This window comes from Cellulomonas aerilata, from assembly GCF_007991755.1.
GTDB classification, from domain to species: Bacteria; Actinomycetota; Actinomycetes; order Actinomycetales; family Cellulomonadaceae; genus Pengzhenrongella; species Pengzhenrongella aerilata.
This window is the reverse complement of record NZ_BJYY01000010.1, coordinates 24,838-49,364: the sequence shown is the minus strand read 5'-3', so window position 1 is coordinate 49,364 and position 24,527 is coordinate 24,838. Positions and strand designations below refer to the sequence as shown.

At 75.1% G+C, this 24,527-nt stretch carries 30 protein-coding genes; 17 read left to right on the top strand and 13 right to left on the bottom strand.

All coding sequences use genetic code 11. The annotated features are described in order from the left end of the window. Positions 1-46 precede the first annotated feature (46 nt). Positions 47-1,285 carry an amidohydrolase gene (locus CAE01nite_RS06240; protein ID WP_146901581.1) on the top strand — a complete coding sequence of 413 codons (1,239 nt, stop codon included), beginning with the start codon at positions 47-49 and terminating at the stop codon, positions 1,283-1,285. 4 nt (positions 1,286-1,289) lie between these two features. Here the strand turns inward: CAE01nite_RS06240 and CAE01nite_RS06235 are convergent, their stop codons facing one another. Further along, positions 1,290-1,670: a hypothetical protein gene (locus tag CAE01nite_RS06235; protein WP_146901578.1), complete on the bottom strand. Its 381-nt coding sequence runs from the start codon at positions 1,668-1,670 to the stop codon at positions 1,290-1,292. A 181-nt stretch (positions 1,671-1,851) separates the two neighbouring features. Here CAE01nite_RS06235 and CAE01nite_RS06230 point away from each other — a divergent pair, with 181 nt between their 5' ends. From CAE01nite_RS06230 to CAE01nite_RS06210, 5 genes are all read left to right on the top strand, one after another. Then, the gene (locus tag CAE01nite_RS06230) at positions 1,852-2,310 is read left to right on the top strand and encodes a DUF4383 domain-containing protein (protein ID WP_146901575.1); all 459 of its coding nucleotides are present in this window, start codon (positions 1,852-1,854) and stop codon (positions 2,308-2,310) included. Between the two features lie 122 nt (positions 2,311-2,432). Then, the gene (locus CAE01nite_RS06225) at positions 2,433-2,897 is read left to right on the top strand and encodes an SRPBCC family protein (RefSeq protein ID WP_146901572.1); all 465 of its coding nucleotides are present in this window, start codon (positions 2,433-2,435) and stop codon (positions 2,895-2,897) included. Further along, a complete protein-coding gene (locus CAE01nite_RS06220) occupies positions 2,894-3,625 on the top strand; it encodes an alpha/beta fold hydrolase (RefSeq protein ID WP_146901569.1) in 732 nt (243 codons plus the stop codon). Before CAE01nite_RS06225 ends, CAE01nite_RS06220 begins: the two co-directional genes overlap by 4 nt. Then, positions 3,604-4,347 carry an esterase/lipase family protein gene (locus CAE01nite_RS06215; protein WP_146901567.1) on the top strand — a complete coding sequence of 248 codons (744 nt, stop codon included), beginning with the start codon at positions 3,604-3,606 and terminating at the stop codon, positions 4,345-4,347. Before CAE01nite_RS06220 ends, CAE01nite_RS06215 begins: the two co-directional genes overlap by 22 nt. A gap of 124 nt (positions 4,348-4,471) precedes the next feature. Beyond that, positions 4,472-5,353: a manganese catalase gene (locus CAE01nite_RS06210; protein WP_146901564.1), complete on the top strand. Its 882-nt coding sequence runs from the start codon at positions 4,472-4,474 to the stop codon at positions 5,351-5,353. A 162-nt stretch (positions 5,354-5,515) separates the two neighbouring features. Here the strand turns inward: CAE01nite_RS06210 and CAE01nite_RS18325 are convergent, their stop codons facing one another. Both CAE01nite_RS18325 and CAE01nite_RS06200 read right to left on the bottom strand, forming a co-directional pair. Beyond that, on the bottom strand, positions 5,516-6,301 hold the full coding sequence (locus CAE01nite_RS18325; RefSeq protein WP_222595838.1) for a DUF2231 domain-containing protein: 786 nt from the start codon (positions 6,299-6,301) through the stop codon (positions 5,516-5,518). Between the two features lie 114 nt (positions 6,302-6,415). Next, complete coding sequence (locus tag CAE01nite_RS06200; RefSeq protein WP_222595837.1) at positions 6,416-6,961, bottom strand: DUF6328 family protein; 546 nt, start codon at positions 6,959-6,961, stop codon at positions 6,416-6,418. Between the two features lie 199 nt (positions 6,962-7,160). On the opposite strand from CAE01nite_RS06200, the gene CAE01nite_RS06195 reads away from it, so the two are divergent. Next, positions 7,161-8,369 carry a zinc-dependent alcohol dehydrogenase gene (locus CAE01nite_RS06195; protein ID WP_146901561.1) on the top strand — a complete coding sequence of 403 codons (1,209 nt, stop codon included), beginning with the start codon at positions 7,161-7,163 and terminating at the stop codon, positions 8,367-8,369. Next, positions 8,359-8,793, top strand: a complete 435-nt coding sequence (locus CAE01nite_RS06190) for an STAS domain-containing protein (RefSeq protein ID WP_146901559.1) — start codon at positions 8,359-8,361, stop codon at positions 8,791-8,793. Before CAE01nite_RS06195 ends, CAE01nite_RS06190 begins: the two co-directional genes overlap by 11 nt. A gap of 62 nt (positions 8,794-8,855) precedes the next feature. Here the strand turns inward: CAE01nite_RS06190 and ligD are convergent, their stop codons facing one another. Continuing rightward, positions 8,856-9,746 (bottom strand): non-homologous end-joining DNA ligase, encoded by an 891-nt coding sequence (gene ligD / locus CAE01nite_RS06185; RefSeq protein ID WP_146901557.1) that lies wholly within the window; start codon positions 9,744-9,746, stop codon positions 8,856-8,858. 43 nt (positions 9,747-9,789) lie between these two features. After that, positions 9,790-10,716 carry an ATP-dependent DNA ligase gene (locus CAE01nite_RS06180; protein WP_307724978.1) on the bottom strand — a complete coding sequence of 309 codons (927 nt, stop codon included), beginning with the start codon at positions 10,714-10,716 and terminating at the stop codon, positions 9,790-9,792. Positions 10,717-10,799: 83 nt separating this feature from the next. Here CAE01nite_RS06180 and ku point away from each other — a divergent pair, with 83 nt between their 5' ends. From ku to CAE01nite_RS06155, 6 genes are all read left to right on the top strand, one after another. Next, positions 10,800-12,185 (top strand): non-homologous end joining protein Ku, encoded by a 1,386-nt coding sequence (ku, locus tag CAE01nite_RS06175; protein ID WP_246131039.1) that lies wholly within the window; start codon positions 10,800-10,802, stop codon positions 12,183-12,185. A gap of 16 nt (positions 12,186-12,201) precedes the next feature. Beyond that, positions 12,202-13,254 (top strand): PHP domain-containing protein, encoded by a 1,053-nt coding sequence (locus CAE01nite_RS06170; protein ID WP_146901551.1) that lies wholly within the window; start codon positions 12,202-12,204, stop codon positions 13,252-13,254. A 66-nt stretch (positions 13,255-13,320) separates the two neighbouring features. Continuing rightward, the gene (locus tag CAE01nite_RS18045) at positions 13,321-13,488 is read left to right on the top strand and encodes a hypothetical protein (protein WP_186816441.1); all 168 of its coding nucleotides are present in this window, start codon (positions 13,321-13,323) and stop codon (positions 13,486-13,488) included. Between the two features lie 55 nt (positions 13,489-13,543). Continuing rightward, entirely contained in the window at positions 13,544-14,581 is a 1,038-nt protein-coding gene (locus tag CAE01nite_RS06165) for an NAD-dependent epimerase/dehydratase family protein (RefSeq protein ID WP_146901548.1), read from the top strand. Positions 14,582-14,731: 150 nt separating this feature from the next. Further along, positions 14,732-16,012 (top strand): glycosyltransferase, encoded by a 1,281-nt coding sequence (locus tag CAE01nite_RS06160; protein ID WP_146901545.1) that lies wholly within the window; start codon positions 14,732-14,734, stop codon positions 16,010-16,012. Between the two features lie 33 nt (positions 16,013-16,045). Continuing rightward, positions 16,046-16,447 (top strand): RidA family protein, encoded by a 402-nt coding sequence (locus tag CAE01nite_RS06155; RefSeq protein WP_146901542.1) that lies wholly within the window; start codon positions 16,046-16,048, stop codon positions 16,445-16,447. Positions 16,448-16,498: 51 nt separating this feature from the next. Here the strand turns inward: CAE01nite_RS06155 and CAE01nite_RS06150 are convergent, their stop codons facing one another. The 6 genes from CAE01nite_RS06150 to CAE01nite_RS06125 form a co-directional block, all read right to left on the bottom strand. Continuing rightward, positions 16,499-17,617, bottom strand: a complete 1,119-nt coding sequence (locus CAE01nite_RS06150) for an App1 family protein phosphatidate phosphatase (RefSeq protein ID WP_246131038.1) — start codon at positions 17,615-17,617, stop codon at positions 16,499-16,501. A gap of 58 nt (positions 17,618-17,675) precedes the next feature. Next, the gene (locus tag CAE01nite_RS06145; RefSeq protein ID WP_146901538.1) at positions 17,676-18,017 is read right to left on the bottom strand and encodes a cupin domain-containing protein; all 342 of its coding nucleotides are present in this window, start codon (positions 18,015-18,017) and stop codon (positions 17,676-17,678) included. Positions 18,018-18,155: 138 nt separating this feature from the next. Next, positions 18,156-18,614, bottom strand: coding sequence for a hypothetical protein (locus CAE01nite_RS06140; protein ID WP_146901535.1), 459 nt, complete (start codon positions 18,612-18,614; stop codon positions 18,156-18,158). Beyond that, positions 18,611-20,224: a glycosyltransferase gene (locus tag CAE01nite_RS06135; protein ID WP_146901532.1), complete on the bottom strand. Its 1,614-nt coding sequence runs from the start codon at positions 20,222-20,224 to the stop codon at positions 18,611-18,613. Before CAE01nite_RS06135 ends, CAE01nite_RS06140 begins: the two co-directional genes overlap by 4 nt. Positions 20,225-20,428: 204 nt before the next feature. After that, a complete protein-coding gene (locus CAE01nite_RS18485) occupies positions 20,429-20,845 on the bottom strand; it encodes a hypothetical protein (protein WP_246131037.1) in 417 nt (138 codons plus the stop codon). Positions 20,846-20,933: 88 nt separating this feature from the next. Continuing rightward, positions 20,934-21,557: a M15 family metallopeptidase gene (locus CAE01nite_RS06125; protein WP_146901530.1), complete on the bottom strand. Its 624-nt coding sequence runs from the start codon at positions 21,555-21,557 to the stop codon at positions 20,934-20,936. A 187-nt stretch (positions 21,558-21,744) separates the two neighbouring features. On the opposite strand from CAE01nite_RS06125, the gene CAE01nite_RS06120 reads away from it, so the two are divergent. Beyond that, positions 21,745-22,800: a threonine aldolase family protein gene (locus tag CAE01nite_RS06120; RefSeq protein WP_246131036.1), complete on the top strand. Its 1,056-nt coding sequence runs from the start codon at positions 21,745-21,747 to the stop codon at positions 22,798-22,800. 89 nt (positions 22,801-22,889) lie between these two features. Continuing rightward, positions 22,890-23,309 carry a hypothetical protein gene (locus tag CAE01nite_RS06115; RefSeq protein WP_146901524.1) on the top strand — a complete coding sequence of 140 codons (420 nt, stop codon included), beginning with the start codon at positions 22,890-22,892 and terminating at the stop codon, positions 23,307-23,309. A gap of 31 nt (positions 23,310-23,340) precedes the next feature. Here CAE01nite_RS06115 and CAE01nite_RS18730 read toward each other — a convergent pair whose 3' ends face one another. Both CAE01nite_RS18730 and CAE01nite_RS06110 read right to left on the bottom strand, forming a co-directional pair. Then, positions 23,341-23,472: a hypothetical protein gene (locus CAE01nite_RS18730; RefSeq protein WP_281285564.1), complete on the bottom strand. Its 132-nt coding sequence runs from the start codon at positions 23,470-23,472 to the stop codon at positions 23,341-23,343. A gap of 134 nt (positions 23,473-23,606) precedes the next feature. Beyond that, entirely contained in the window at positions 23,607-24,056 is a 450-nt protein-coding gene (locus tag CAE01nite_RS06110) for an ester cyclase (protein WP_146901521.1), read from the bottom strand. 172 nt (positions 24,057-24,228) lie between these two features. On the opposite strand from CAE01nite_RS06110, the gene CAE01nite_RS06105 reads away from it, so the two are divergent. Beyond that, positions 24,229-24,450, top strand: a complete 222-nt coding sequence (locus CAE01nite_RS06105) for a hypothetical protein (RefSeq protein WP_146901518.1) — start codon at positions 24,229-24,231, stop codon at positions 24,448-24,450. Positions 24,451-24,527: the final 77 nt, after the last annotated feature.

The window sequence follows — 24,527 nt, the reverse complement described above, 5'->3', positions numbered from 1 at the left end:
TGACGGCTGTCATGCCGGACCGCCCTCCCCGGCTTACCGTGGCCCGATGACCTACCGCCCCGCGTCCGCCCCCGCCGTCGTCGCGATCACCGGGGGGTACGTCGTCCCCGTGGTCTCGGAGCCGATCGAGGGCGGGACGGTGCTCATCGAGGGCGGCCGGATCACGGCGGTCGGTGCGGACGTGACCGTCCCGGAGGGCGCCACCGTGGTGGACGCGACCGGCCGATGGGTGCTGCCGGGGTTCGTGGAGTCGCACGGTCACGTCGGCATCCACGAGGAGGGCGAGGGCGTGGCCGGCAACGACACGAACGAGATGACCCAGCCCAACACGGCGGCGGTGCGGGCGATCGACGCGGTCAACATCGACGACGAGGGTTTCCGTGACGCGCTGTCCGGCGGTGTCACCTCGGTCGTCGTCAAGCCCGGGTCGGGCAACCCGATCGGGGGGCAGAGCGTCGCGATGAAGTCGTGGGGCGGGCGCACGATCGACGAGCAGGTGATCAGCGACGCCGTGAGCGTCAAGTCAGCGCTGGGGGAGAACCCCAAGCGTGTGTACTCCGAGAAGAAGCAGCTGCCCTCGACCCGCCTGGGTACAGCGATGGTGATCCGCGAGGCGTTCACCCAGGCCCGGCACTACCGCGAGGCGCGTGCCGCGGGCCACCGGCGGGGCGAGCCGTTCGAGCCGGACCTGGCGATGGAGGTGCTGGTCCGCGTGCTCGAGGGCGAGCTCGTCTGGGACCAGCACACCCACCGTCACGACGACATCGCGACCGCGCTGCGGCTCGCGGACGAGTTCGGGTACCGGCTGGTCGTCAACCACGGGACCGAGGCGCACAAGATCGCCGACGTGCTGGCCGAGCGGAACATCCCGGTGATCTTCGGCCCCATGCTCACCAGCCGCTCCAAGGTGGAGCTGCGCGACCGTTCCATCGCCAACCTGGCGGCCCTCGCGGCGGCCGGTGTGCGGGTCGCGATCACCACCGACCACCCGGTCGTGCCGATCAACTTCCTCGTCCACCAGGCCACGCTCGCGGTGAAGGACGGGCTGCCGCGGCAGACGGCGCTGGAGGCGCTGACCGTCAACCCGGCGTCCTTCCTCGGCCTGGACCGCCGGGTGGGGTCGCTGCGCCCCGGGCTCGACGGCGACGTGGTCGTCTGGTCCGGCGACCCGCTCGACGTCCACTCACGGGCGGAGCTCGTGCTGATCGACGGCGTCCCGGTCTACTCCTGGGACGAGACCGCGGGCGCCGGGCGCGTGGTCGAGCGCGCCGAGCGCTTCGTCTGAGGCGTCAGGACGGCTTGACCAGCTGGATGTCGTCGCGCTGGAACCCCGCGTCCTCGCACGCCTGGAAGAGGGCGTCCTCGTCCACGGTGTACTGGCCGATGTCCTCCTGGCCGATGAACTCCTGGCGGTTGGGGTCCACCGGCGGGTCGACCGTCGCCCGGATGTCGCCGGTCTGCGACGCCGCGGCGGACGCTGCGGCCGTCTCGAGGAACCTCTCGCGCTCGTCGTCGTCGTCGGTGAGCTGGCTGGCCGTGATGTCGCGGCAGGCGACGTAGCCGGACGGGTCGTCGGTCCGGAAGTCGAACGACGGGCCGCTGCATCCGGCGACCAGGCCGGCGGCGAGGACGCCGAGTACGGGCAGGGTGAGGCGTCGGGTCTCGAGCATGGGGACAGTCAACTGTGCGGCGCGACCGGACGCGAACCGGCGCGCCGTTCACCCACCCCGGTGGAGGTCTCAAGATGCGAGCGCCCCCGACGTACGTGACCGTAGACCTCATCGGGACGGCATCGGGCCCAGCGACGGCTCCTCGGCCGACCGTCCCCCACTCGTAGGAGGAAACCTCACCATGTCCCACCCCATCTCCGCCGGCAACGCCGGAACCGCCGGCACCGACGGTGCGACGCGCGGCGTGCACCAGTACCTCGCGCTCACCATCGGCGTGGTCTACCTGCTGGTCGGCCTCGCCGGGTTCCTGGTCACCGGGTTCGACGGCTTCACCGAGCACGACCACAGCCAGAACCTGCTCGGCTTCGCGGTCAACCCGCTGCACAACATCGTGCACATCCTCATCGGCGCCCTCGGCATCGCGATGTGGAAGCGGTCCGCCAGCGCCCGTAAGTTCGGCTGGATCCTGTTCGTCGTCTACGGCCTGACCTTCGTCTACGGCCTGATCGCGGCGAACAACGAGGACATCAACTTCCTCAACATCAACGGTGCGGACAACGTCCTGCACATCCTCAGCGCCCTCGCCGGCCTGGCCATCGCGCTGTGGCCGCGCTCGAAGGACCCGCGCGTCACGCGCTGACGCCTTCGGCCCCAGGGTCGACCGGCACGTCCTGCCGCCGCCGTCGCGGCACCCCCGCTGCCCGGGGCTCCCACCGGAGCCCCGGGCAGCGGCGTGCCGGGGCACCGCGTACGTTGGCCCGCATGGCAGTGGTGGAGAGGCACGCGGCGTGCCCGTCGGAGTCGGTGATGGCGATCGTGCGCGACGGGTGGTCCTACGCCGCCTGGGTCGTCGGGGCGTCGCGGATCCGGTCCGTCGACCCCGACTGGCCCGCGGCCGGCTCGACGATCCACCACTCCGCAGGGGCGTGGCCGCTGGTCATCAACGACTCCACCGTGTCGCGCAGCTGGGACGGCGCCCACCGCCTGGAGCTGCAGGCCCGCGGCTGGCCGCTCGGCGAGGCGCGCATCCGGATCGAGGTCGTGCCCGACGCCGACGGCGAGGGCTGCACCATCCGCATGACGGAGGACGCCGTCCGCGGACCCGGCACCCTGGTCCCCAAGCCGCTGCGCGACGCGATGCTCGTCCCGCGCAACGTCGAGACCCTCAAGCGGCTGGTCCTGCTCGCCGAGGGACGAGGCACGGCGACCGGGGCGGCCACCCGGTGAGAGCTCTGCAAACCTCCGCCGCCGGCCACGGGCTGGTCGTGCAGGAGGGCGGTGACCCGTCCGCGCCCGCGTTCGTGCTCGTGCACGGCATCGGGATGTCGCACCGCTACCTCCGCCCGCTCGCCGAGCACCTGGAGCGGGCCAACCACGTCCTGGTGCCGGACCTGCCAGGCTTCGGTTCCAGCCCCCGCCCGGCCGAGGTGCTGGGCATCGCCGAGCACGCCGCCGTGGTGGCCGCGCTCGTCACCGACCGGGGCCTGGACAAGCCCGTGCTCATCGGGCAGTCGATGGGCTGCCAGGTCGTCGTCGAGGTGCTCGCGGCCAACCCCGGCCTGGCGTCCGCGGCCGTGCTCATCGGTCCGGTGGTGGACCCCGAGGCGCGCAGCGCCACCCGCCAGGCCCTGCGCCTGCTGCGGGACGGTCGGCACGAGCCCGCACGGGTCAACGCGATCGTCAGCGCGGATTACCTGCGCACCGGACCCCGCCGCTACGGTGCGACCGTCCCGCACATGCTGGGCTACCGCATCGAGGACCGGATCCGGGACGTCGGCGAGCCGGTCCTCGTCGTCCGCGGCGAGCACGACCCGATCGCGCCGGCGCGCTGGGTGCGCGACCTGGCCCAGGCGGCGCCGCGCGGGACGTCGGCGGAGGTGCCCGGCGGGGGGCACAACGCGATGTACGCGTCTCCCGAGCTGGTCGGTGACCTGTGCCGAGCCGTGACCTGCTGACCCGCGCCGCCCACGCGGTGCGCACCGCGGTGTGGTGGACGCAGGACTACGCGTACGTGTCGTTCTGGCAGGTCGCCGGCCTGCTGCTGCCGGGCGGTGCCGAGCGCTTCACCGAGCCCGCGGACCGGCGTGACCCGCCGGTCGTCCTGGTGCCGGGCGTGTACGAGAGCTGGCGGTTCATGCGTCCGCTGGCCGCGGCCCTGCACCGGCACGGGCACCCGGTGCACCTCGTCCCCGCGCTGCGCTACAACACCGGCACGATCCCGGAGATGGCCCGCCTCGTCGCCGAGCACCTGGCCGCAGCGGACCTGAGGGACGTCGTCGTCGTCGCCCACAGCAAGGGCGGCCTCATCGGCAAGTACGCGATGCTGCACCACGACCCCGAGGGCCGGATCCAAGGCGTGGTCGCCATCAGCACGCCGTTCGCCGGCTCGCCGTACGCGCGCTGGATCCCGCTGGCGGCCGTGCGCGCGTTCGTCCCCACCGACGTGACCCTGGCCGCGCTCACCGCGGACCTGGTGACCAACTCGCGCATCACCTCGATCTACAACTCCTTCGACCCGCACATCCCCGGGGGCAGCCACCTCGACGGCGCGGTCAACATCCGGCTGCGCACGCCCGGGCACTTCCGGATCCTCAGCGACCCCGAGCTCGTCCCGACGGTCCTGGCCGCCCTGGAGCGCACCGGACCCGACCCGCGCGCCACCGGGACGACCAGGTGAGGCAGCCCTAACCCTCCGGTTGCCGGTGGTGGGGGACAGGAGTAGTCAGGACGGACGAGGTGAGGCAGACCGCTGCGCACCCGACGTCCTGCGGCCGGCCGGCCGCGGGGAGGAGCAGTCCTCGATGTACTTCCACAAGCAAGAGCTCCAGCACCGTGCCAAGCCCGACCAGCCCGATGCCGTCTACGCCCGCAAGCTCCAGGAGGTGCTGGGCGGGCAGTACGGCGAGATCACCGTGGCCCTGCAGTACGGCTTCCAGGCGTGGAACGCCCACATCCCCGGCAAGTACCGCGACCTGCTGTTCGGCATCGGTGCGGAGGAGATGGGCCACGTCGAGATGCTCGCGACGATGATCGCGCAGCTGCTCGAGAAGGCCCCGCTCGGCATCACCAGCGACGCCCTCCAGGACGACCCGACCGTCGCGGCGGTCGTCGGCGGGATGGACGTGCAGCACGCGATCGTCGCGGGCGCCGGAGCGCGGGCCGTCGACAGCAACGGCAACCCGTGGCAGGGCAGCTACATCACCGCCAGCGGCAACCTGCTGGCGGACTTCACCGCCAACGCGAACGCGGAGATGCAGGGGCGGGTCCAGGTCGCGCGGCTCTACCACATGACCGACGACGCCGGCGTGCGGGACCTGCTCTCGTTCCTGCTGGCGCGGGACACGATGCACCAGAACCAGTGGATCGCGGCGGCCGCCGAGCTGCGCGAGGAGGGCTACGAGGACCTGCCGGTGCCGAGCAACTTCCCGCTGTCCCACGAGGACCGCAGCGTCGCGTCCCAGTACATCAACTTCTCCGACGGCGAGCACGCGAGCGAGGGCCGCTGGGCCTCGGGGCCGACGCCGGACGGCAAGGGCGAGTTCACCTACGTGCCGGAGCCCGGCGCGGGCGTGAAGATGCCGCCGCCCACCCGGCCCGACGCGCGGTACTACGGCACGACCGACGTCCCGAACAAGGTCGAGAAGGTCGCCGGCAAGGTGCAGGACATGCTGCACCGCGAGTAGCGCGGCCGGCGCCCGCCGGTCCGGGCGGGCGCCGAGAACGCGGACGACGAGGGCCGGGGTGCGGGTCGCACCCCGGCCCTCGTGCGTCCGGTCCGATCGCCACGGTCGGATCGCCGCGGTGGGGATCGCCGCGGCCGGGTCGCCGCGGTCGGGCCCCCGCGATCAGATCGCCGCGGTTGGGTCCTCCGTGCCGCCGACGTGCCGGCCGGTGCCGCCGTCGTCGGCCGTGGTCCCGGTGGGGGCGAGCCCGGCCGCCTGGGCCAGGGACGCCGTGCCGGTGCCCGTGCCGGTGGCCGTGCCGGTGGCGGCGCCGGTGGTCGTGCCGATGCCCGCGGCGACCTCGTCCGGCAGCGGGACCTGCGCGGCGAACGCGGGGTCGCGCGTGGCGACCTTGCGGGCGAGGGACAGGTGCGCGCCCAGGTAGCCGCTGCCGCCGACGACGCCCAGCCCGGCAAGGCTCAGGACCACGCCGCGCAGGTGGTGGCCCCGGCCGCGGGCCCGGTAGGACGCGGTGTAGAGGACCAGCCCGACGGTGTTCGCCGCGGCGTGCACCACGCCGACGCGGCGCGAGGGCTGGTCGCTGGTCGCCGCCCACTCGGCGAGGCCGGTGACGGCCGTGGGCACCGCGGCCAGGATGCCCGCGCCGATGAGGCGGCGGGCGGCCGGACGGCTGCGCCTGCCGCCGATGAGGTCCAGCAGGAACGCGCTGGTCCACGTGCCGATCGGGACGTCGGTCAGCACCGGGTGGGCCGCGTGGCCCGCGGCCCGGCCGTGGAGGAGGTCGGCGACCTTCTGGTCGCGCACGAGCGCCGCCGCCGCAGGGGCCAGGCGGTCCACCCAGCGGTCGAGCGCCTCGGCGTGCTCGAGCCGCAGCATGGCCTCGACCATCGCGGGCCTGGAGCCCGCGTCACCGGCCTCGGGTGTGGACGTGGTTCCGTACGTTGCCATGCAGACCTCCCGGTGTGTGCCGACGGCCCGCCGGCTGCGGCGGTCGCCCGCCGTCCAGCATGGTCGGTGGCCCTGGCGCCCGCACCCCGATCGGCCCCGTGTCGTCGCGGCGTCTCAGCCCCCGCTGCTCCCGCCGGCGCTGCGGGTCACCTGCAGGGGGTACGCCAGCCAGCAGACCGCGAGGAGCACCAGGACCGAGATCCCCACGACCCACCCCGCCGTGCGACCCACGACGACGTCGAACACCAGCATGGCGGCGCCGGCGATGGTCAGCGCGAGAGTGAGCAGCCCGCTGCGCGCGAGCCGGTCCGCGGACAGCACGAGCTCGCGCTTGAGGTGCTTGCCGAACATGATCCGGTGCAGGCTCACCGGGGCGACGATCAGCCCGGTGGTCAGCACCGAGAGCAGGACCAGGACGAGGTACAGGTCGTGCTGGTAGTCGTCGAGGTCGGTGAACCGCTGCTGGAACGGCACGGTCAGCAGGAACCCGGTGAGGATCTGCACGCCGGTCTGGGTGACCCGCAGCTCCTGCAGCAGCTCGTTCCAGTTGCGGTCGGACCGTTCCTCCGGGGTCTCGTCGCGCCCGTCCACGTGCCGTGGCCGGGCGGCGGTGGCGCCTGGCGCCGGCTGCGTGCGGCGCGGGGAGGAGCGCGGTGACATGTCCGTATGGTGGACCCCCGCCGTCGCCCGTGCCCGGCGATGGACCCGGACGGGTGACGACCGGGCTGCCGTGCGCCGGGCCCGCCCCTGGCCCACGGCAGGCCCCGCGCCGTGCGCTGGGGATGCGGAGGAGAGGTCCGGGTGCCAGCGTGTGCAGCGAGTGGGCGGGTGCCCGCGCGACAGCGGACGAGGAGCGACGATGAGGGCACTGACCTGGCAGGGGACCGAGAAGGTGGCCGTGGCGGACGTGGCGGACCCACGCATCCAGGAGCCGACCGACGCCATCATCCGCGTCACGTCCACCGCGATCTGCGGATCGGACCTGCACCTGTACTCGACGCTCGGGATGTTCCTCGACGCCGGTGACGTCCTGGGCCACGAGTCGATGGGCATCGTCGAGGAGGTCGGCGCCGGCGTGACGCACATCCGCCCGGGCGACCGCGTGGTGGTGCCGTTCGGCATCGCCTGCGGCAGCTGCTTCATGTGCACCCGCGGCCTGTACGGCCAGTGCGAGACGACCCAGGTGCACGAGCACGACAAGGGCGCGGCGCTGTTCGGCTACACCAAGCTGTACGGCCAGGTCCCCGGCGGGCAGGCGCAGTACCTGCGGATCCCGCAGGCCCACTTCGGTCCCATCCCGGTGCCCGTCGACGGCGAGCCGGACGAGCGCTACCTGTACCTGTCGGACGTGCTGCCCACCGCGTGGCAGGCCGTCGAGTTCGCCGACATCCCGGCGGGTGGCTCCGTCGCCGTCATCGGGCTCGGCCCCATCGGCCAGATGGCCGCCCGCATCGCGGCGTACCAGGGCGCGAGCAAGGTCATCGGCGTCGACCTGGTGACCGAGCGGCTGGAGATGGCGCGCCGCCACGGGGTGGACGTGATCGACCTGCGGGAGGTCGACGACGTCTCGGCGGCGGTGCGGGACCTGACCGGCGGGCGCGGCGCCGACGCGACGATCGAGGCGGTCGGCATGGAGGCCCACGGGTCGCCCGCCGCCAGCCTGGCGCAGAAGGCGGCCGGGCTGCTGCCGGACGCCCTGGCCCGCAAGGCGGTCGAGAAGGTCGCCGTCGACCGGCTCGCGGCGCTGGAGGCCGCGATCTCCTCCGTCCGCCGCGGCGGCACGGTGTCCATCGTCGGTGTCTACGGTGGCGCGACCGACCCGCTGCCCATGTTCCAGATGTTCGACAAGGGGCTGTCGCTGCGCATGGGGCAGGCGCACGTGCGGCGCTGGACGGACGCGATCCTGCCCCTGGTCTCCGATGCGTCGGACCCGTTGGGCGTGCTGGACCTGCGCACCCACCGGCTGCCGCTGGAGCAGGCGCCGGAGGCGTACGCGATGTTCCAGGAGAAGCGCGACGGCTGCATCAAGGTGGTGCTCGACCCCTTCGCGACCGGCGATGGCAGCTGACGTCACCCCGGGGTCGCCGTCCGTGCCCGTCGAGGGTCCGGGGGGCGTCCCCGGCCCGAGCCGGGAGGGCGGCGCACCGACCTGGGAGGGTGGCGGCGCCCAGCACGGCGGCGTCGAGGTCGTCGCGAACGGCGACACGGTCTCCGTCCGGTTCTGGGGCGCGGTGGACCTCGCCGTCCGCCTGGCCGCCACCACGGAGCTGCGGGCCATGCCGGCGGGGGTCGCCACGGTCCGGGTGGACTGCCGCGACGTGACGTTCATGGACTCCACCGGGCTGTCGGTGGTCGTCCGGGTGGTGCGCGACGCCGCGGCCGACGGGCGCTCGGTCCGGCTCGTCGGGGCCGCACGGCCCGTGGCGGAGCTGTTCGCCACCACCGGGGTGGACCGGTGGATGGAGTCGCTGGGGGTGCGGCCGGGGTCGTGAGCCCGCCCCGGGGTCGGAACCGGTCACGCGGTCGGGACCGGTCACGGGGTGGCCGGCTCGCGTCAGTGCTCGCCGAGCGGGTCCCCGACGGTGCCGAGCCGCGCGACCACCTCGTCCGGCGTCAGCTGGCGCAGGTCCGGGGCGTCGAGCTCGTCCCAGGTCCGGGGCGCCGCGACGGCCGGACGCTCCCGTCCGCGCAAGGAGTACGGCGTGATCGTCGTCTTGGCGGGGTGGTTCTGCGACCAGTCGAGCAGCACCTTGCCGCCGCGCAGGTCCTTGCGCATGACGGCGACCACCAGCCGGGGGTTGGCGGCGGCCAGCTCGTGCGCCAGGTCGCGCGCGTACTGGCGGACCTCCACGGCCGTGCGGCGCCCGTCCAGCGGGGCGTAGAGCTGCAGCCCCTTGCTGCCGGACGTCACCGGGTGGGTGTCGAGGCCGTCGTCGGCGAGCCGGTCGCGCACGAGCCGCGCCACCACGGCGCACTCGGCGAGACCGGCCGGGGCGCCGGGGTCCAGGTCGACGACCAGCCGGTCCGGCTTGCGGACCGCCCCCCGCGGCCCCACCCGCCACTGCGGGGTGTGCAGCTCGAGGGCACCCTGGCTCGCGGCCCAGACCAGCGACGCGAGGTCGTCCAGGACCGGCAGGTCGAGCATCGTCCCCTCGTCGTCCGTGCCCGGCGACGCGGGAAGGGTGTGCCGGCGCAGCCAGGACGGTGCCCCGCGCGGGGTGTTCTTCTCGAAGAACTTCTCCCCTCCCACGCCCTCGGGCCAGCGGATCCGGGTCACCGGGCGGTCGTGCAGCTGGCGCAGCAGGGCCGGCGCCACCTGCAGGTAGTAGTGCAGGACCTCGGCCTTCGTCATCCCGACCGAGGGGTACACGACCCGGTCCAGGTGACCGATGCGCAGCGTGCGCCCGCCGACCTCCATGGGCTGGGCGTCGTCCGCGGGGCTCATCCGTCCTGCGTCCGGTCAGGGCGGAGCGCTCCGGCGTCACGGCTCACAGGTCCTCCCAGGGGTCGACGACGGCGTCGTCGCGCACGCCGCGCACGACAGGCTGGCGCATCCGGCCGCTGCGCATGCGGGTCAGGTAGGTGATGTCGACGAGCACGGTCGGCTCGCACCAGTGCGCCCCGCGCGCGTCCACGGCGGGCACCACCTCGCCGAACGGGCTGCTGGGACGCTCGAGCGGCTCCAGGAGCGGGGCCAGCCGACCGGCCAGCGGACCGCCCAGGCCGCTGCCGGCGCGGCCGAGGAAGCGCAGGGCGCCGTCGGCGTCGGGCGCGCCGAGCAGCAGCGACCCGATCCGGTCCCGCGCGGTGGTCTCGACCCGCCAGCCGCCGACCAGCGCCGTCCGGGTGGTGCGGTGGGCCGCCTTGATCCAGTCCGCCGAGCGGCGGCCCGGCTGGTAGACCGACGTGCGCCGCTTGGCCAGCACACCCTCCAGGCCGTGCTGGAGGGTGACGTCCCACAGCTCGTCCGCGTCGGGGTAGACGGGGGACAGCTGGACGTTGACCGGCAGCTCCAGCCGCTCCAGCGTCGCGCGCCGCTCGTCGAAGGACCGGCGGGTCAGGTCGACGCCGTACAGGCTCAGGACGTCGAAGACGAGGAGGGTCACCGGCGCGCGGTCGGCCAGGGCGCGGGCGCGGGCCGCGTCGCGCACGTGCATGCGCTCCGCGAGCGCCTCGAACGAGGGGATCCCGCCCGCCATCGCGACGACCTCCCCGTCCAGCACCGCACCCTCCAGCCGGGACAGGCCGGCGAGCTCGGGGTACGCCACGGTCGCGTCCCGGCCGTTGCGCGTGACCAGCCGCAGCCGCCCGGACGTCGTGTCGGCGAGCAGCCGGACCCCGTCCCACTTGACCTCGTAGGCCCACTCCGGGCCCCGGGGCAGGTCAGCCGGGGTGGCCGCACGGGTAGCGAGCATGGGCTGCACGGGTCCATCCTGCCCATGACGACCCGCACGGGCGCGAGGTAGAGCGGCCCGGCAACCTGCGACGAGGAGTACCGGTGCGCGCGATCTGGAAGGGTGCGGTGGCCTTCGGGCTGGTCAACGTGCCGGTGAAGCTGTACGCCGCGACCGGCGAGCAGGACGTGCCGCTGCACCAGGTGCACCGCGAGGACGGCGGGCGGATCCGGTACAAGAAGGTCTGCAGCGTCGACGGCGAGCCGGTCGAGATGCGCGACATCGCCAAGGGCTACCAGACCGACGACGGCAAGCTCGTCGTGCTGACCGACGAGGACATGGCCGAGCTGCCGCTGGCCACGGAGCGGGAGATCTCCGTCATGGAGTTCGTCCCCGCCGAGCAGGTCGACCCGATCATGCTGTCCAAGACGTACTACCTCGAGCCGGACAAGACCGCCGCCAAGCCGTACGCGCTGCTGCGCGAGGCCCTCGCCGCGACCGACCGGATGGCCGTGGTCAAGGTCGCGCTGCGCCAGCGCGAGTCCATGGCCGTGCTGCGCGTGCGCGACGACGTCATCTGCCTGCAGACGCTGCTGTGGCCGGACGAGATCCGCGCGGCCGACTTCCCGATCCTCGACAACGAGGTCACGGTGCGCCCGCAGGAGCTGACGATGGCGTCGTCGCTGGTGGAGTCGCTGTCCGGCGACTTCGACCCCACCGACTTCCACGACTCCTACCGGGAGGCGCTGGAGACCCTCATCCGCGCCAAGGTGGAGACCGGCTCGACGCAGAACGTGCCCAGCCCCGCCGGTGCGGCGGACGAGGAGGGCGGCGGCGAGGTCATCGACCTGCTGTCCGCGCTGCAGCGCAGCGTGGAGAAGGCCCGCGGCGCACGCGACGCCGCACCGGCGGCCACGGAGCCGGTGGCGGCCGCCACCGGGACCGACGACGCTGCCCCGGAGGAGGGCGGCGCGCCGGCCGCCAAGCCCGCGCGCAAGCGCACGACGAAGGCCGCCGCCCAGGACGCGGCCACGGACGACACCGAGGACGAGCCCCGGCAGGCGCCCGCGCGGAAGGCCCCCGCCAGGTCCGCTCGCTCGCGGACGGCTGCCGCCGCCGAGCCGGACGAGGACGAGGCGCCGTCGAAGCCGGCGCGGACAGCCCGGGCGTCCGCCTCGGGGGCCACGGCGCCGAGCGCCCGCTCGTCGCGCGTCAAGGTCCAGGAGGACGAGCCCGCTCCGGCCCGACCCGCGACCCGGTCGGGCGCCAAGGCGGGGAGTGCCAAGGCGGGGAGCGCCAAGGCCGCCAAGACCGGCAGCGCCGGAGCCGGCAGCGCCACGGCGGACGCCGGCGACGAGGCGTCGGCGGCCACGACGGCCAGGTCCACGACCAGGACCGCCACCAAGAGCCCTGCGAAGGCGTCCACCACCAAGGCCGCCTCGACGAAGGACGAGCCCGCCAAGACCGCCTCCCGCCGGCGCGCGTCCTGACCCGGCGGGCCACCGCATGACGCCGCGGTCCTCGCCGGCCGCGCAGGACGACGCCGTCGCGGCCCTGCGCCGCATCGCGTTCCTGCTCGAGCGCGCCCAGGCGACGTCGTACAAGAGCGACGCGTTCCGCAAGGCGGCGCGCTCGGTCGAGGCGGCCGACCCCGACGAGCTGGCCCGCCTCGTCGCGGACGGCCACGTCCACGACCTGCCGGGCGTCGGGCGCACCACCGGCGAGGTCGTCGTGCAGAGCTGGCGCGGGGGACCGGTGGAGTACCTGCTCGAGCTCGAGCAGCGCGCCCTGGCGCCCACCCCGGCCCGGCCGGGGGACGCCCTGCGGGCGGCGCTGCGCGGGGACCTCCACTCGCACACCGACGCCAGCGACGGCGGGAGCCCCCTGCAGGAGATGGTGCTCGCGGCGATGGAGATCGGCCACGAGTACCTGGTGATCACCGACCACTCGCCCCGGCTGACCGTCGCCAACGGCCTGAGCCCCGGGCGGCTGCGCCGCCAGATCGCGCGGATCCGCGCCCTGAACGAGGCGGTCGCCCCGTTCCGGGTGCTGACCGGGATCGAGGTCGACATCCTCGACGACGGCTCCCTCGACCAGGAGCCGGAGCTGCTCGCCGAGCTCGACGTGGTCGTCGGGTCGGTCCACTCCAAGCTGCGGATGGAGTCGGCGGCGATGACCCGGCGGATGCTCGCGGCGATCGACGACCCGAACCTCGACGTGCTCGGTCACTGCACCGGGCGCCGGCTCACCGGGGGCCGTCCCCGGCCCCCGAGCGACTTCGACCACGAGCAGGTGTTCGCCGCCTGCGCCGAGCGCGGGGTGGCGGTGGAGATCAACAGCCGTCCGGACCGGCTCGACCCCCCGCACCTGCTGCTGCAGTCCGCGATCGAGCGCGGGTGCCTGTTCGCTGTCGACTCCGACTCGCACGCCCCGGGGCAGCTGGACTGGCAGATCGCCGGGTGCGACCGTGCGGCGGAGCACGGCCTCGCCGCCGACCGGGTCGTCAACACCTGGGGCGTCGACCGCCTGCTGGCGTGGACCGGCCGGGACCGCGGCTAGGGCGTCGCATTCGCGGGCGCGCCGCCTGCGGTCGCGGCCGTCGCAGGTCAGTGGCACTTTTGTCGCATGAGCGAGAACACCCAGAACCCGTCCGAGGTGCCCTACGACCCGGACCAGGACGCCGACACCGACCCCGACATGCTCAACCCGCGGGCCGAGGGAGCCGAGGACGCGGACGTGTCGGGGGACCCCGACGCCGATCCCGGCATGCTGAACCCGCGCGACACCGAGTGAGCGGCACGCTGCCTGAGGTGACCGGGAGCGCCACGACACCCCGTGGGGTGACGCGGTGAGGGTCGCGGTCGTCGGTGCCAGCGGCAACGCGGGCACCGCGCTGCTGCGCCGGTTCGGCGCCGACGAGACGATCACCTCGGTCGCCGGGATCGCGCGCCGCGTCCCGGACGGCCGGCTCCCGGCGCCGTACGACGTCGCCGAGTGGGTGCAGTGCGACATCGGCCGTCCCGGTGAGGACGCCCCGGTCGTCGACCGGCTGACCGAGGCGTTCGCGGGCGCCGACGCCGTCGTGCACCTGGCCTGGCTCATCCAGCCGAGCCACATGCGCAGCGCCCTGCGGCTGACGAACGTCGAGGGGACGCGCCGGGTCATCGAGGCGGTGCGCCGCGCCGGGGTGCCGCAGCTGGTCGTGGCGTCGTCGGTCGGGGCGTACTCGCCCGCGCCCGACGACGTGCCCCGCCGCGAGCAGTGGCCGACCGAGGGGATCCGCAGCTCGGAGTACAGCGTCGACAAGGCCGCCGTCGAGCGCCTGCTCGACGAGGCGGAGATGCTGCAGCCGGACCTCGCGATCGCCCGGCTGCGCCCGGCGCTCATCTTCCAGAAGCACGCCGGTGCCGAGATCCAGCGGTACTTCCTCGGGCGGCTGTTCCCCGCCCGCATGCTCGCGGAGGAGCTGCCGTCCCTGCCCTGGCCGACCGGTCTGCGGCTGCAGGCCGTGCACGCCGACGACGTGGCAGCCGCCTACCGCGAGGTCGTCGTGCGCCGGCAGCGGGGGGCGTTCAACATCGCCGCCGACGGCGTCCTGCACGGCCAGGACGTCGCGGACATGCTCGCGGGCGGGCGCCTGCTCGACGTGTCCCCGACCGTCGCGCGGAACGCGGTCGCGGCGGCCTGGCACGCCCGGGCCGTCCCGGTCAGCCCGGGCTGGGTCGACCTCGCCCTGCAGATCCCGGTGCTGGACACCTCCCGGGCCCGGCACGACCTGGGCTGGGCGCCGACGATCCCCGCCGCCCGCGCGCTGCGCGAGATCGTGGACGGCATCGCCGCCGGTGACGGTGGTGGCAGCCCGCCGCTGCGTCCGCGGGGCCGCTAGACCACAGGCGCCGGACGGGAGTGGGGCGGCGCGGCTCGACGGCCGCGCCGACCTGCTCCGCGAGCGGGTCGACGGCCGACCCGGCCAGAGGGCGACACCCGCCCCGGGAAAAGCGGGTCGCGGTCGCACGCACCGTGGAACACTCCTGCGGTGGCGTCGATCATGATGACGGCGATGCCGTTCGCGGGCCATGTCCGTCCGATCCGCGCGGTGGCCGCGGAGCTCGTCCGGCGGGGCCACGACGTGCGCGTGTACACCGGGCGCTCGTACACCGACCAGATCGAGGCGGTCGGCGCCCGGTCCCTGCCCTGGCAGGCGGCGCCGGACTTCGACGAGCGCGACTACGCCGCGACGTTCCCGCGCATGCGGGACCGCAAGGGCTTCCGCCAGGTGGTGGTCAACCTGGAGGACCTGTTCCTGGGCACCGCCCCGGCGCAGTGCACGGACCTCCTGGCGATCCACGCGCGCGAGCCGTGGGACCTGCTCGCGGGGGACCCGATGGCGCTGGGCACCCGCTTCGCGGCGGAGAAGCTCGGCTCGCGCTGGGCGTCGGTCTCGCCGATCGCCGTCTGGCCGCCCGGCAAGGGCATCCCGCCGACCGGGCTCGGGCTCGTCCCGGGTCGCGGTCCGCTCGGGCGGGTGCGCGACACGGTCCTCGGGGCGGCCTCCGCCGCCGCGACCCTGCCGCTGACACGGCTGTACCAGCGCACCCGCCGCCGGGTCGCGCTGCCCCCCGACGGCGGGACGTTCGCCACCATGTGGTTCTCGCCGCAGCTCGTCGTGGCGGCGGGCTCTGCGGGCCTCGACTACCCGCGCAGCGACCTCCCGGGGCACATCCGGTTCGTGGGCGACCTGACGGACGACGGCGCCCCGGCGGCGAGCCCCAGCTCCGCGCTGCCGGACTGGTGGGACGACGTCACGGGCGCCACGGTCCCCGTCGTCCACGTGACGCAGGGCACCGCGAACGTCGACCCGCGCGACCTGATCCTGCCCGCCCTGGAGGCCCTCGCCGACGAGGACGCCCTGGTCGTCGTCGGGCTCGGCCACCGCACCGCCCCGCTGCCGGGGCCGCTGCCCGCGAACGCGCGCGTCGCGCCGATGGTGCCCTACCCCGACCTGCTGCCCCGCACCGCGGTGATGATCACCAACGGCGGCCTCGGTGCCGTGCTGCAGGCCCTGCGGCACGACATCCCGCTGGTGGTCGCGGGTGGGGACCTGGACAAGCCCGAGATCGCCGCCCGCGTCGGCTGGCACGGCGCGGGCGTCAACCTGCGCACCGGGAGGCCGCGGCCTGCGGCGATCACCGCCGCCTTCCGTGCCGTCACCACCGACCCGGGGTACCGCACCGCGGCCGCGCGCCTGGGAGCCGAGCTGCGGTCCCTCGGCGGGACGCGTGCCGCCGCCGACCTGCTCGAGGCGCACCTGCCCTGACCGCGTGTCGGTGGTCCGTGCCACGGTGGGGACATGGACACCGTGCAGCGCCTTCGCCCCCCGGGACTCGTCCGGAGCCCGGTCTTCAGCCACGTCGCCGTCGTGCCCCCGGGTGCGACGACCATCTACGTCGGCGGTCAGGACGCCGTCGACGCCCAGGGCTCGCTCGTCGGGGAGGGTGACGTGGCGGCCCAGTCGATCCGCGCCCTCGACAACGCCGTCACCGCGCTCGCCGCCGTCGGCGCGACCCTCGCCGACGTCGTCCAGTGGACCGTGCTCTTCGTCGACGGCGCGGACCTCGCGGCGGGCTACGCCGCGATCGCGCCCCGGCTCGCCTCGGACGACCCGGCGCTGGTGACCGCGGCGTTCGTGGCGCGGCTCGGCGTGCCGGGCGCGCTCGTGGAGATCAGCGCGGTCGCCGCCGTGCTGCGCTGACGTCGGCGCCGGACGCCTGCCGGCGCGGACCGGGACCGGCCGGGCGGGGCGTCAGTCGTCCAGCCGGTCGCGGATCGCCTGCAGCCCTGACCAGATCGCGTCACCGTCGCCGCCCCGGACCACGGGGACGACCTCGGCGGTCCGGCGCTGCGCCTCGGTCGCGTCCGGCGCGGCCTGCGGCGTCCCGGCGGCGAGCGTGTGCTCGGCAGGTGTCAGCTGCCGGATCGCCACGGCGCGCACCCGGTCGGGGTGCTCGTGCGCGACCCGGTCGTAGATCTCCGGGTCGTGCTGCCCGTCGTCGCCCACGAGCACCCAGCGGATGCCGGGCAGCTCGCGCAGCAGGCGGTCGAGACTGCCCAGCTTGTGGGCGCGGCCGCTGCGGAACCAGCCCGTGTTGGTCGGTCCCCAGTCGGTCAGCAGCAGCGGCCCGGCGGGGTAGCCGTGCCGCGCCAGGAAGCGTCCGAGCGTCGGCGCCACGTTCCACGCACCCGTCGACAGGTACAGCACGGGGGCGTCGGGGTGCTCCTCGAGCACGCGGTGGTACAGCTTCGCCATGCCCTCGACCGGCCGGCGTGCGGTCTCGTTCAGCACGAACGTGTTCCACGCCGCGAGCAGCGGACGCGGCATGGTCGTCACCATCACGGTGTCGTCGATGTCGCTGACCAGACCGATCCGCGCGTCGGGGGACACCACGCGCACGCGTGCGGTGACGGTGCCGCTCGGCACGGTGAGCGTCACCTCGTGCCAGCCCGGCGGCAGGTCGGAGTCGACGATCGTGTCGACGTAGCCACCGCGGTCGGACGTCACCCGGTGCACCTGCGTCCCGGCGCGCACCTCCACGACGGCGCCGGGCACCTGCGCCGTCGCCAGGCTGCGCCAGCCGCGCACCGCCCGGGCCGGCTCGTCGCGCGGGGCGAGCGCGCTCGGCTCGCCGTCCAGCCGGCGCGGCGGCGACAGCACGGTGCGCGCCATGACCCGCACCCAGCCGGGGCCGCCGTAGCCGAGGTACGGCTCCACGCGCGTGCGCCAGCCCATCGACCACAGGCGTCGGGCGATCGCCCGGTTGAACGCGTCCTCGAGCCGCGCCGCCCGGTGCGGTCGGCTGGACGTGGGCGGGTCCGGGTCGGTGGGACGGGCGGGAGGTCCGGGCGGCAGGGTCTCGTCGGTCACCGGCCCATCCTGGCCGGACGCGGTCCCCGACGCGCGGGAACGGCGCCCGGCAGCGGCGTCAGCCGCGCGTCCCCTCCGGGATCCCGGTCACCGTGGTGAGCAGGAAGACGGTGTCCTCGAGGGCCTCGACCGCGTGGCGCTCGTGCGTGAGCTGCGCCAGCTCGCCCGCACGCACCACGTCGTCGACGTCCTGGCGGGCGGCCACCCGGACGCTGCCCAGCAGGACCTGGATCGTCGCGGCCGGCGGTGCGTTGTGCTCGCTCAGGGCCTGCCGCTCGGTGAGGGCGATGACGGTCTGGCGCAGCTGGTGGTCGTGGACGATCAGCTCGGTGCTGCGGCCGTTCGCGGCGGCGCGGGCAGCCGCCAGGTGGGTCCGGGTGAGGGCGGCAAGGTCGGGCACGGGTCCTCCGTCGTCGTAGTGCCGCCAGGCTAGCCAGCCCACCCGGCGGCGGCGCGGGGGAGCGACGCCCGCACGGGCGGGCGCGGGCGCCGGTGCCCGCACCGGCGGCCGAAGCGCGTGCCCGACCACCCGGCCTCGTCAGGCCCCCTGGCCCGGCCGACCCGTCGAGCGCCGGGTCGACCGGCGGTCCGGGCGCCGGCGGTCGGCGACGGGCGGCCGGGACGGGCCGTGGTGCTCACCGCTGCGCGTCGTCGCGGGCGCGTGGGCCCAGCGGTGCGGTGCCGCGTGGACCGCGCCGCCGCGCGGTCCGTCGGCGGCCGTCGCGGCGGGTCCGGCGGCAGCAGCCGCCGCGGGTGCGGCGTCCGGGGTCCGCGCCGGGGCGGCCGGGTGGATGCCACGCTCCTCGGCTCGGTGCCGGGGCTTGCGCAGCCACGTCGACGGGTGCAGCCGCGGCAGGATCTTGGCGACCGCGAGCGCGCAGTACATGACCGTGTTGATGGTGACGAAGGCCTGCAGGACGCGGACGGCCCCCGCGTGCATGACCGTCGCGGGGAGCAGTGCGCCGGTGTCGACCACCGACAGCAGGGCGGCGCTCATCGTGCACCGACCGGCTCGCCGAGGCGCGCCTGACCCGCCGCCGCGGGCGCCGTGTGCACGACGTGCTTCCACGTCGCCTGCCGGCCGACGGAGATGTCGATGATGCCCTTGACGTACACGGCGTCCAGGAAGGCGTCGAACAGCAGCTCGGGGACGACCAGGAGGGCGAGCAGCCGGGCGCGCCAGCCGCCCCTCCACACCGTCACGACGCGCTCCACGGCGAAGACCAGCCCCAGCCCCATCCAGAACGGGAACCAGACCCAGTGGTCGGTGGTCGCCAGCGCGAGCGCCATCAGCGTGAAGTACGACCCGAGCGCGATGACGCCGTAGCCGATGCCGAGCTGCTGCGCCCAGTAGCGGAAGGTCTGGGGCGTCACGCCGTACGCCCCGAGGTTCTCCAGCGCACCGCGCTGCCAGCGCAGCCGCTGCGCCCACAGCGTCCGCCAGGTGGGCATGACCTCGGTGACCACCGTGCACTCCGAGGGCGAGATCATCAGCGCCCCCAGCGACTTCAGCGCGAGCGTGAGCTCGTTGTCCTCGGTGAGGGCTGCCGTGTCGTAGACGTCACCGGGGGTCCCCGGAAGCGCGGTCCCGCGGCTCTGCGCCACGGTCCGCAGGGCGATCGGGCGGAACAGGGACGCCGTCCCGGTCAGGACGTAGACCCGGCCGCGACGCCGCCGCAGCTCACGGGAGTAGCGGATGTACTCGTTGCGCTGGAACTGGCCGATGAGCCCCGCGCCCTCCTCGCCGTAGAACAGGCCGCCGACGGCCAGCAGGGCACGGTCGGAGGTCATCCGCGCGACCGCGGCCTCGAGGAACCCGTCGTCCAGCCGGGTGTCGGCGTCCATGATCATGACGACGTCGTTGTCACCCTGGTCGGGCAGGATCCGGCGCAGCGCCTGGTTGAGCGCACCCGCCTTCTTGTGGGTGTTCCCGACCGACTCGATCACCTCCACGCCGGCCGCGAGCGCGACGGCCACCGTGCCGTCCGTGCAGTTGTCCGCCACCACGACGATGCGCTCGGGGCGGTGCGACTGGGCCTGCAGCGAGCGGATGGTGGCGGGCAGCGACGCCTCCTCGTCGTGGGCCGGCACCAGCACGGTGACGGTCACGGGGCCGGCGTACACCCCGCGGTTGCTCGCCATGACGTTCTTCGGTGCGAGCGGGACGCGGAGGGTGGCGGACCGGCGCGACCGGTCCGCGATCCGCTTCTCGAGCAGGGCGACACCGGCAGCGAGCAGGACGGCGAGCGCGACCGCCGCCAGCATGACCCGTGGCGTGGGGACCTGGGTGTCGTAGAGGACGTCCCACAGGCCGAGGACCGTCGCGTGCACCGGGCTCGCCTCACGCTCGGGGATGCCCGCGCCGACCGTCACCCACAGCAGCGTCGCCGCGGCGCCCGCGAGCCCGAGCACGACCAGCCCGACCGCTCGCTGCAGCCACGGGGTCCGTGCCGGACGGGCCGGCGGCCCGGCCTCGGCGTGGCTCTCATCGCGGGCGACCGGATCCTCGGGCGGGCGCGGGTCCGGGATCCTCTCGGTCGTCCGCGGACGCGCGGTGTGCTCGCCGCGCTCGGGAGCCGCGACGCCCCCCGGACCGTCGTGCTGCATGTGAACCATCCCTCGGGCCGTCGCCCGCACGGCGTGCGGGTCCGGCCCTCCCGTCGACAGGGACGCGGGGTGGCATCGGGATCGGGGCGCGCGATCACCCTGATGGCGGCGGGTGAAGTCGGGGTGGGCACGGGCCGGCGCCCGGCACGGGTCGGCTGCCCGCGGGCCCGGTGCGGGCCTGGCGCGGGCCTGTCCCGGGGCTGGTCAGGCCCGGTCGGCGGGGCCCTCGTCGACGACGGCGGCCAGCCGGAGCGCAGCCGTGCGCAGGTGCCGGCGGTCGTCGTCGTCGACCCCGGTGAGGGCTGCGTGGGCGCCCGCGGTGTCGTCGGCGAGCAGCGCGTCCAGGGCACGGGCGCCGGGGGAGCCGAGCGCGGTCCGGCTCAGCGGCATCGCGGGGTGCGCGACCGCCAGCAGCGCCTCGTACTTCACCTCGGCCCGGTGCAGGCGCAGGTGCTCGTCCAACGACCAGCCCGGCCCGTTCGTCAGCGTGACGCCGCAGGCGCAGTCGAGCTGGTTGACGTCCCCGGGCAGCGTGCGCACGACGCCGACGGTGTGGTGCTCCGTGCGCACCCGCGCACCGACGCGGCGGATGTCCGCGCTGACCGGCTCGACCCCGTCCACGTCCGCTCCTCCACCGCTCGGTCCACGTGCGGCGACATCCTGCCCCATGGCGCGGTCCCGGCGCGGACCCGGTGCGGTCCCGCCCGGGTCAGGACCCCGGCGGGTAGTAGGTCCAGTGCCACGACTCGCGCGGCACGTCCTCCTTGAAGCCGTAGGTGGCGCCGTTCGCGCGCATCCAGGTGAGCGCCTCGCTGTCCAGCCTGAGGTCCAGGCTGCGGCCCCAGCCGTGGTCGGACGTCCCCGGCTTCGCGGCCAGCCCGCCCTGGGAGTACAGCCCCTTCCGCTCGGCCAGGTCGACCTGCGCCTCGTAGGTCCGGTAGGAGTCCGTGACGCCGATGGTCACCCCGTCCCGGGCGGCGGCGGCGGCGAGCTGCTCGTACTGGCGCGCCGCGGGCGCCCACATGCGGTGCCCGTTGCCGATGGAGGACAGCGCGTCGGTCGGGACCTTGCCGTTGCCGTACATCGCCAGGTCCGCCGGGTCGCCCTGGGCGTTGAGCGTCCCGCGGGGGGCGCCGACGGACGTCGTCTGCTGCGCGACCTCGGTGGCCAGGGCGGAGGCGAACGTCCTGGCGATCCCGCCCGTGGCCGTCGTCGCACCGGTCATGGTGGTCGACGACGTGGCCGCCGCCCGGGTGACCGGGGGGGTCCCGACCGAGGCGAGGGTGCCCCGGATCTCGGCGATGCGGCTGGTGATCGCGGCGATGCCGTCCACTGATGTCCTGTCCGTGGTGGTCTGCGTACACCTGCCCATCGGCGGGCGAGCCCCGTACCTGAGGCAACCGGCGGACCGGCAGGCGCGGTCCCGCGGTGCGGGGACGCCGTCCGGCGCCGTGCGGGGACGCCGTCCGGCCCGTCCGGCGCCGTGCGGGGCACCGTCCGGGGTGCGGGAGGATGGGCGGGTGACGACGCTCCATGACCCCACCGTCCGCGGGTTCGCCTCGGACAACTACGCCGGCGTGCACCCCGAGGTCCTCGCCGCGCTCGCCGCTGCGAACGGCGGCCACCAGACCGCGTACGGCGCCGACGCGTACACCGCGCGGCTGCAGGACGTGCTGTCGGGTCACTTCGGCGCCCCGGTCGAGGTCCTGCCGGTGTTCAACGGGACCGGCGCGAACGTGCTCTCGCTGCAGTCGATGGTGCCGCGGTGGGGCGCGGTCATCTGCGCGGAGTCCGCGCACATCAACACCGACGAGAACGGCGCGCCGGAGCGTGTCGGCGGGCTGAAGCTGCTCACCGTCCCGACCCCGGACGGCAAGCTGACCCCCGAGCTCGTCGACCGGCAGGCGTGGGGCTTCGGGGACGAGCACCGTGCACAGCCCGGCGTCGTCTCCATCACGCAGAGCACCGAGGTGGGCACCGTCTACTCCGTGGCCGAGATCCGGGCGGTCACCGAGCACGCGCACGCCCTGGGCCTGCGGGTGCACATGGACGGCTCGCGCCTGTCGAACGCCGCGGCGGCGCTGGACGTCCCGCTGCGCGCGCTGACCACGGACGCGGGCGTGGACGTGCTGTCCCTGGGCGGGACGAAGAACGGTCTCCTCGGCGCGGAGGCGGTCGTCGTGCTGGACCCGACGGCCTCGTCCGGGCTGACCTACCTGCGCAAGGTCGACATGCAGCTGTCGTCCAAGATGCGGTTCATGTCCGCCCAGCTGCTGGCGCTGTTCGACGGCGACCTGTGGCTGCGCTCGGCCCGGCACGCCAACGCCATGGCGATGCGGCTGTACGAGGCCGTGCGCGAGATCCCGGGCGTCACGGTGACCAACGTCCCGCAGGCCAACGCGGTGTTCGCCGTCCTGCCGCCGGGGGTCGCGGACCGTCTGCGGCCGCGGTTCCGGTTCTACGACTGGAACCAGGCGACCGGCGAGGTGCGCTGGATGTGCGCGTTCGACACCAGCGAGGACGACGTCGACGCGTTCGCCGACGCGATCGCGCAGGAGACCGCCCTGGTCGCCTGAGCTGTTGGTGGACGGGGCGTGACGGCTCCGGCCGGTCCCGCGGCGCATCGGGCCCCGGAGCCGATGGCCCGTGCGCCACAATGCGTGCCATGACCTGGGACGTGTACGCCCTGCGTGCGCCGCGTGGCGCACGCTCCGTGGAGCAGATCCCCGACGGCTACACCGGCCCGGCGATCGGGGAGCCGGACGACGTCGTCGCGGCCGTCCGGGAGGTGGCGCCGCACCTGGACACCTCCGACCCGCGGTGGCTGCGGCTGAGCGGTCCGGACCACCAGGTCGAGATCGCCCTCGGCAAGGGCATCCGCGTGCACGACGTGACCTTCTACATCACCGGCGGCGCGGGCGCGGTGCCCGTCGTGCTGGACGTGTGCCGGTCCCTGGGGCTGACCCCGTTCGACACCGAGACCGGTGAGGTGCTGACCGCGGGGTCCCGGCCGCCCGCGGACGCGCCGCCCGAGGAGGCCGACGACGACGACCGGCCGTGGTGGCGCCGGCTGCTCGGCCGCTGAGCCGCCCGCAGCGCGGCGGTCGCAACCCCGGTCAGCGGGGGCGGGGCCGCCCCGTCCCCTCCAGGCCGCAGCGCGCGCACCGCATGGTCCAGCCGCCCTCGTCCTCCCGGGGGACCTTGGTCGGACGGTGCCCGAGCACCCGGCACAGCAGTCGCTTCAGCACGCGTCGCCTCCCAGCGCGGACCGTGGGCCACGGTCGTCGGCCGTCAGTCTCACCGAGACCCGCGGTCCGCACACCCGCTGCGCCCGGGCCGGTGACCCGGGCGGTGCCTCAGCCGGTCGGCCACCCGCGGGCGGTCACCCGGCGGCGGGCGAGGGCGGTCCCGGATCCACCAGCGCCACGGCGCCGGCCTGCAGCAGCAGGCCCAGCTCGTCGGCGACCATCTGGATGCGGGCGATCCGACCCCCCTCGAGCGTGAGGACGTCGACGACCCGCATGCTGACCGTCCGCCCGGTCGCCGGGACGGCACCCAGCGCGGAGCCGAGCGGCCCGACGTGCCGGCCGGTGAGGCGGAACGCCACGACGACCTTGTCGCCGTCCTCGACGAGCTCGAGCACCTCGCGCTCCGGGTCAGCCAGCGCGGCGCGCAGCGCGCGGGCGCGGGTGACGAGGTCGGACGCCGTCAACGGGACGCCGTTGACGACGACCGGGTCGGTGTACAGCGCGCGGAAGGCGGCGCTCGCCGCGGCGTCGTCGTCCGGCGGAGCCGTCCACAGGTCCAGCAGGGCGTCGGTGTCGTAGGCCATGCGCCATCGTGGCGCGCCCCGGAACGGTGCGGCGAGAGGCCGCCGTGGACCACGTCGTCGCGGGGGCGACCCGGCCACGCCCGCGCGGGCGCCGGCCGGGGGTAGACCCGAGCCTGCACGGAGGAGCAGTCTCGACCCGACGCACGGACGGCGACGAGCGGGGGACGGTGCCATGGCGACCATCGAGCACGGCCGGCAGGACGGGGGCCCGACGGGCGGGTGGGCGTCCAGCCCCGGGCCCACCACGGCGACCGACCCGGCGACGGTCACCGGTGGCGCCGGCGACCTGGAGTTCGACGAGGCGTGGGGCGACGCCGCCGCGGCGACGGACACCCGCGCGGACCCCGAGACCCGTGACCCGCACCCGGCGTTCGAGGACCCGAACGACCGCTGACCGACCCGCGACGGGGCGGGCCACGGGGGCGCCGCCTCGCCGGACCGGCGGGGACGCCGCGGGCCGTGAGGCGCGGC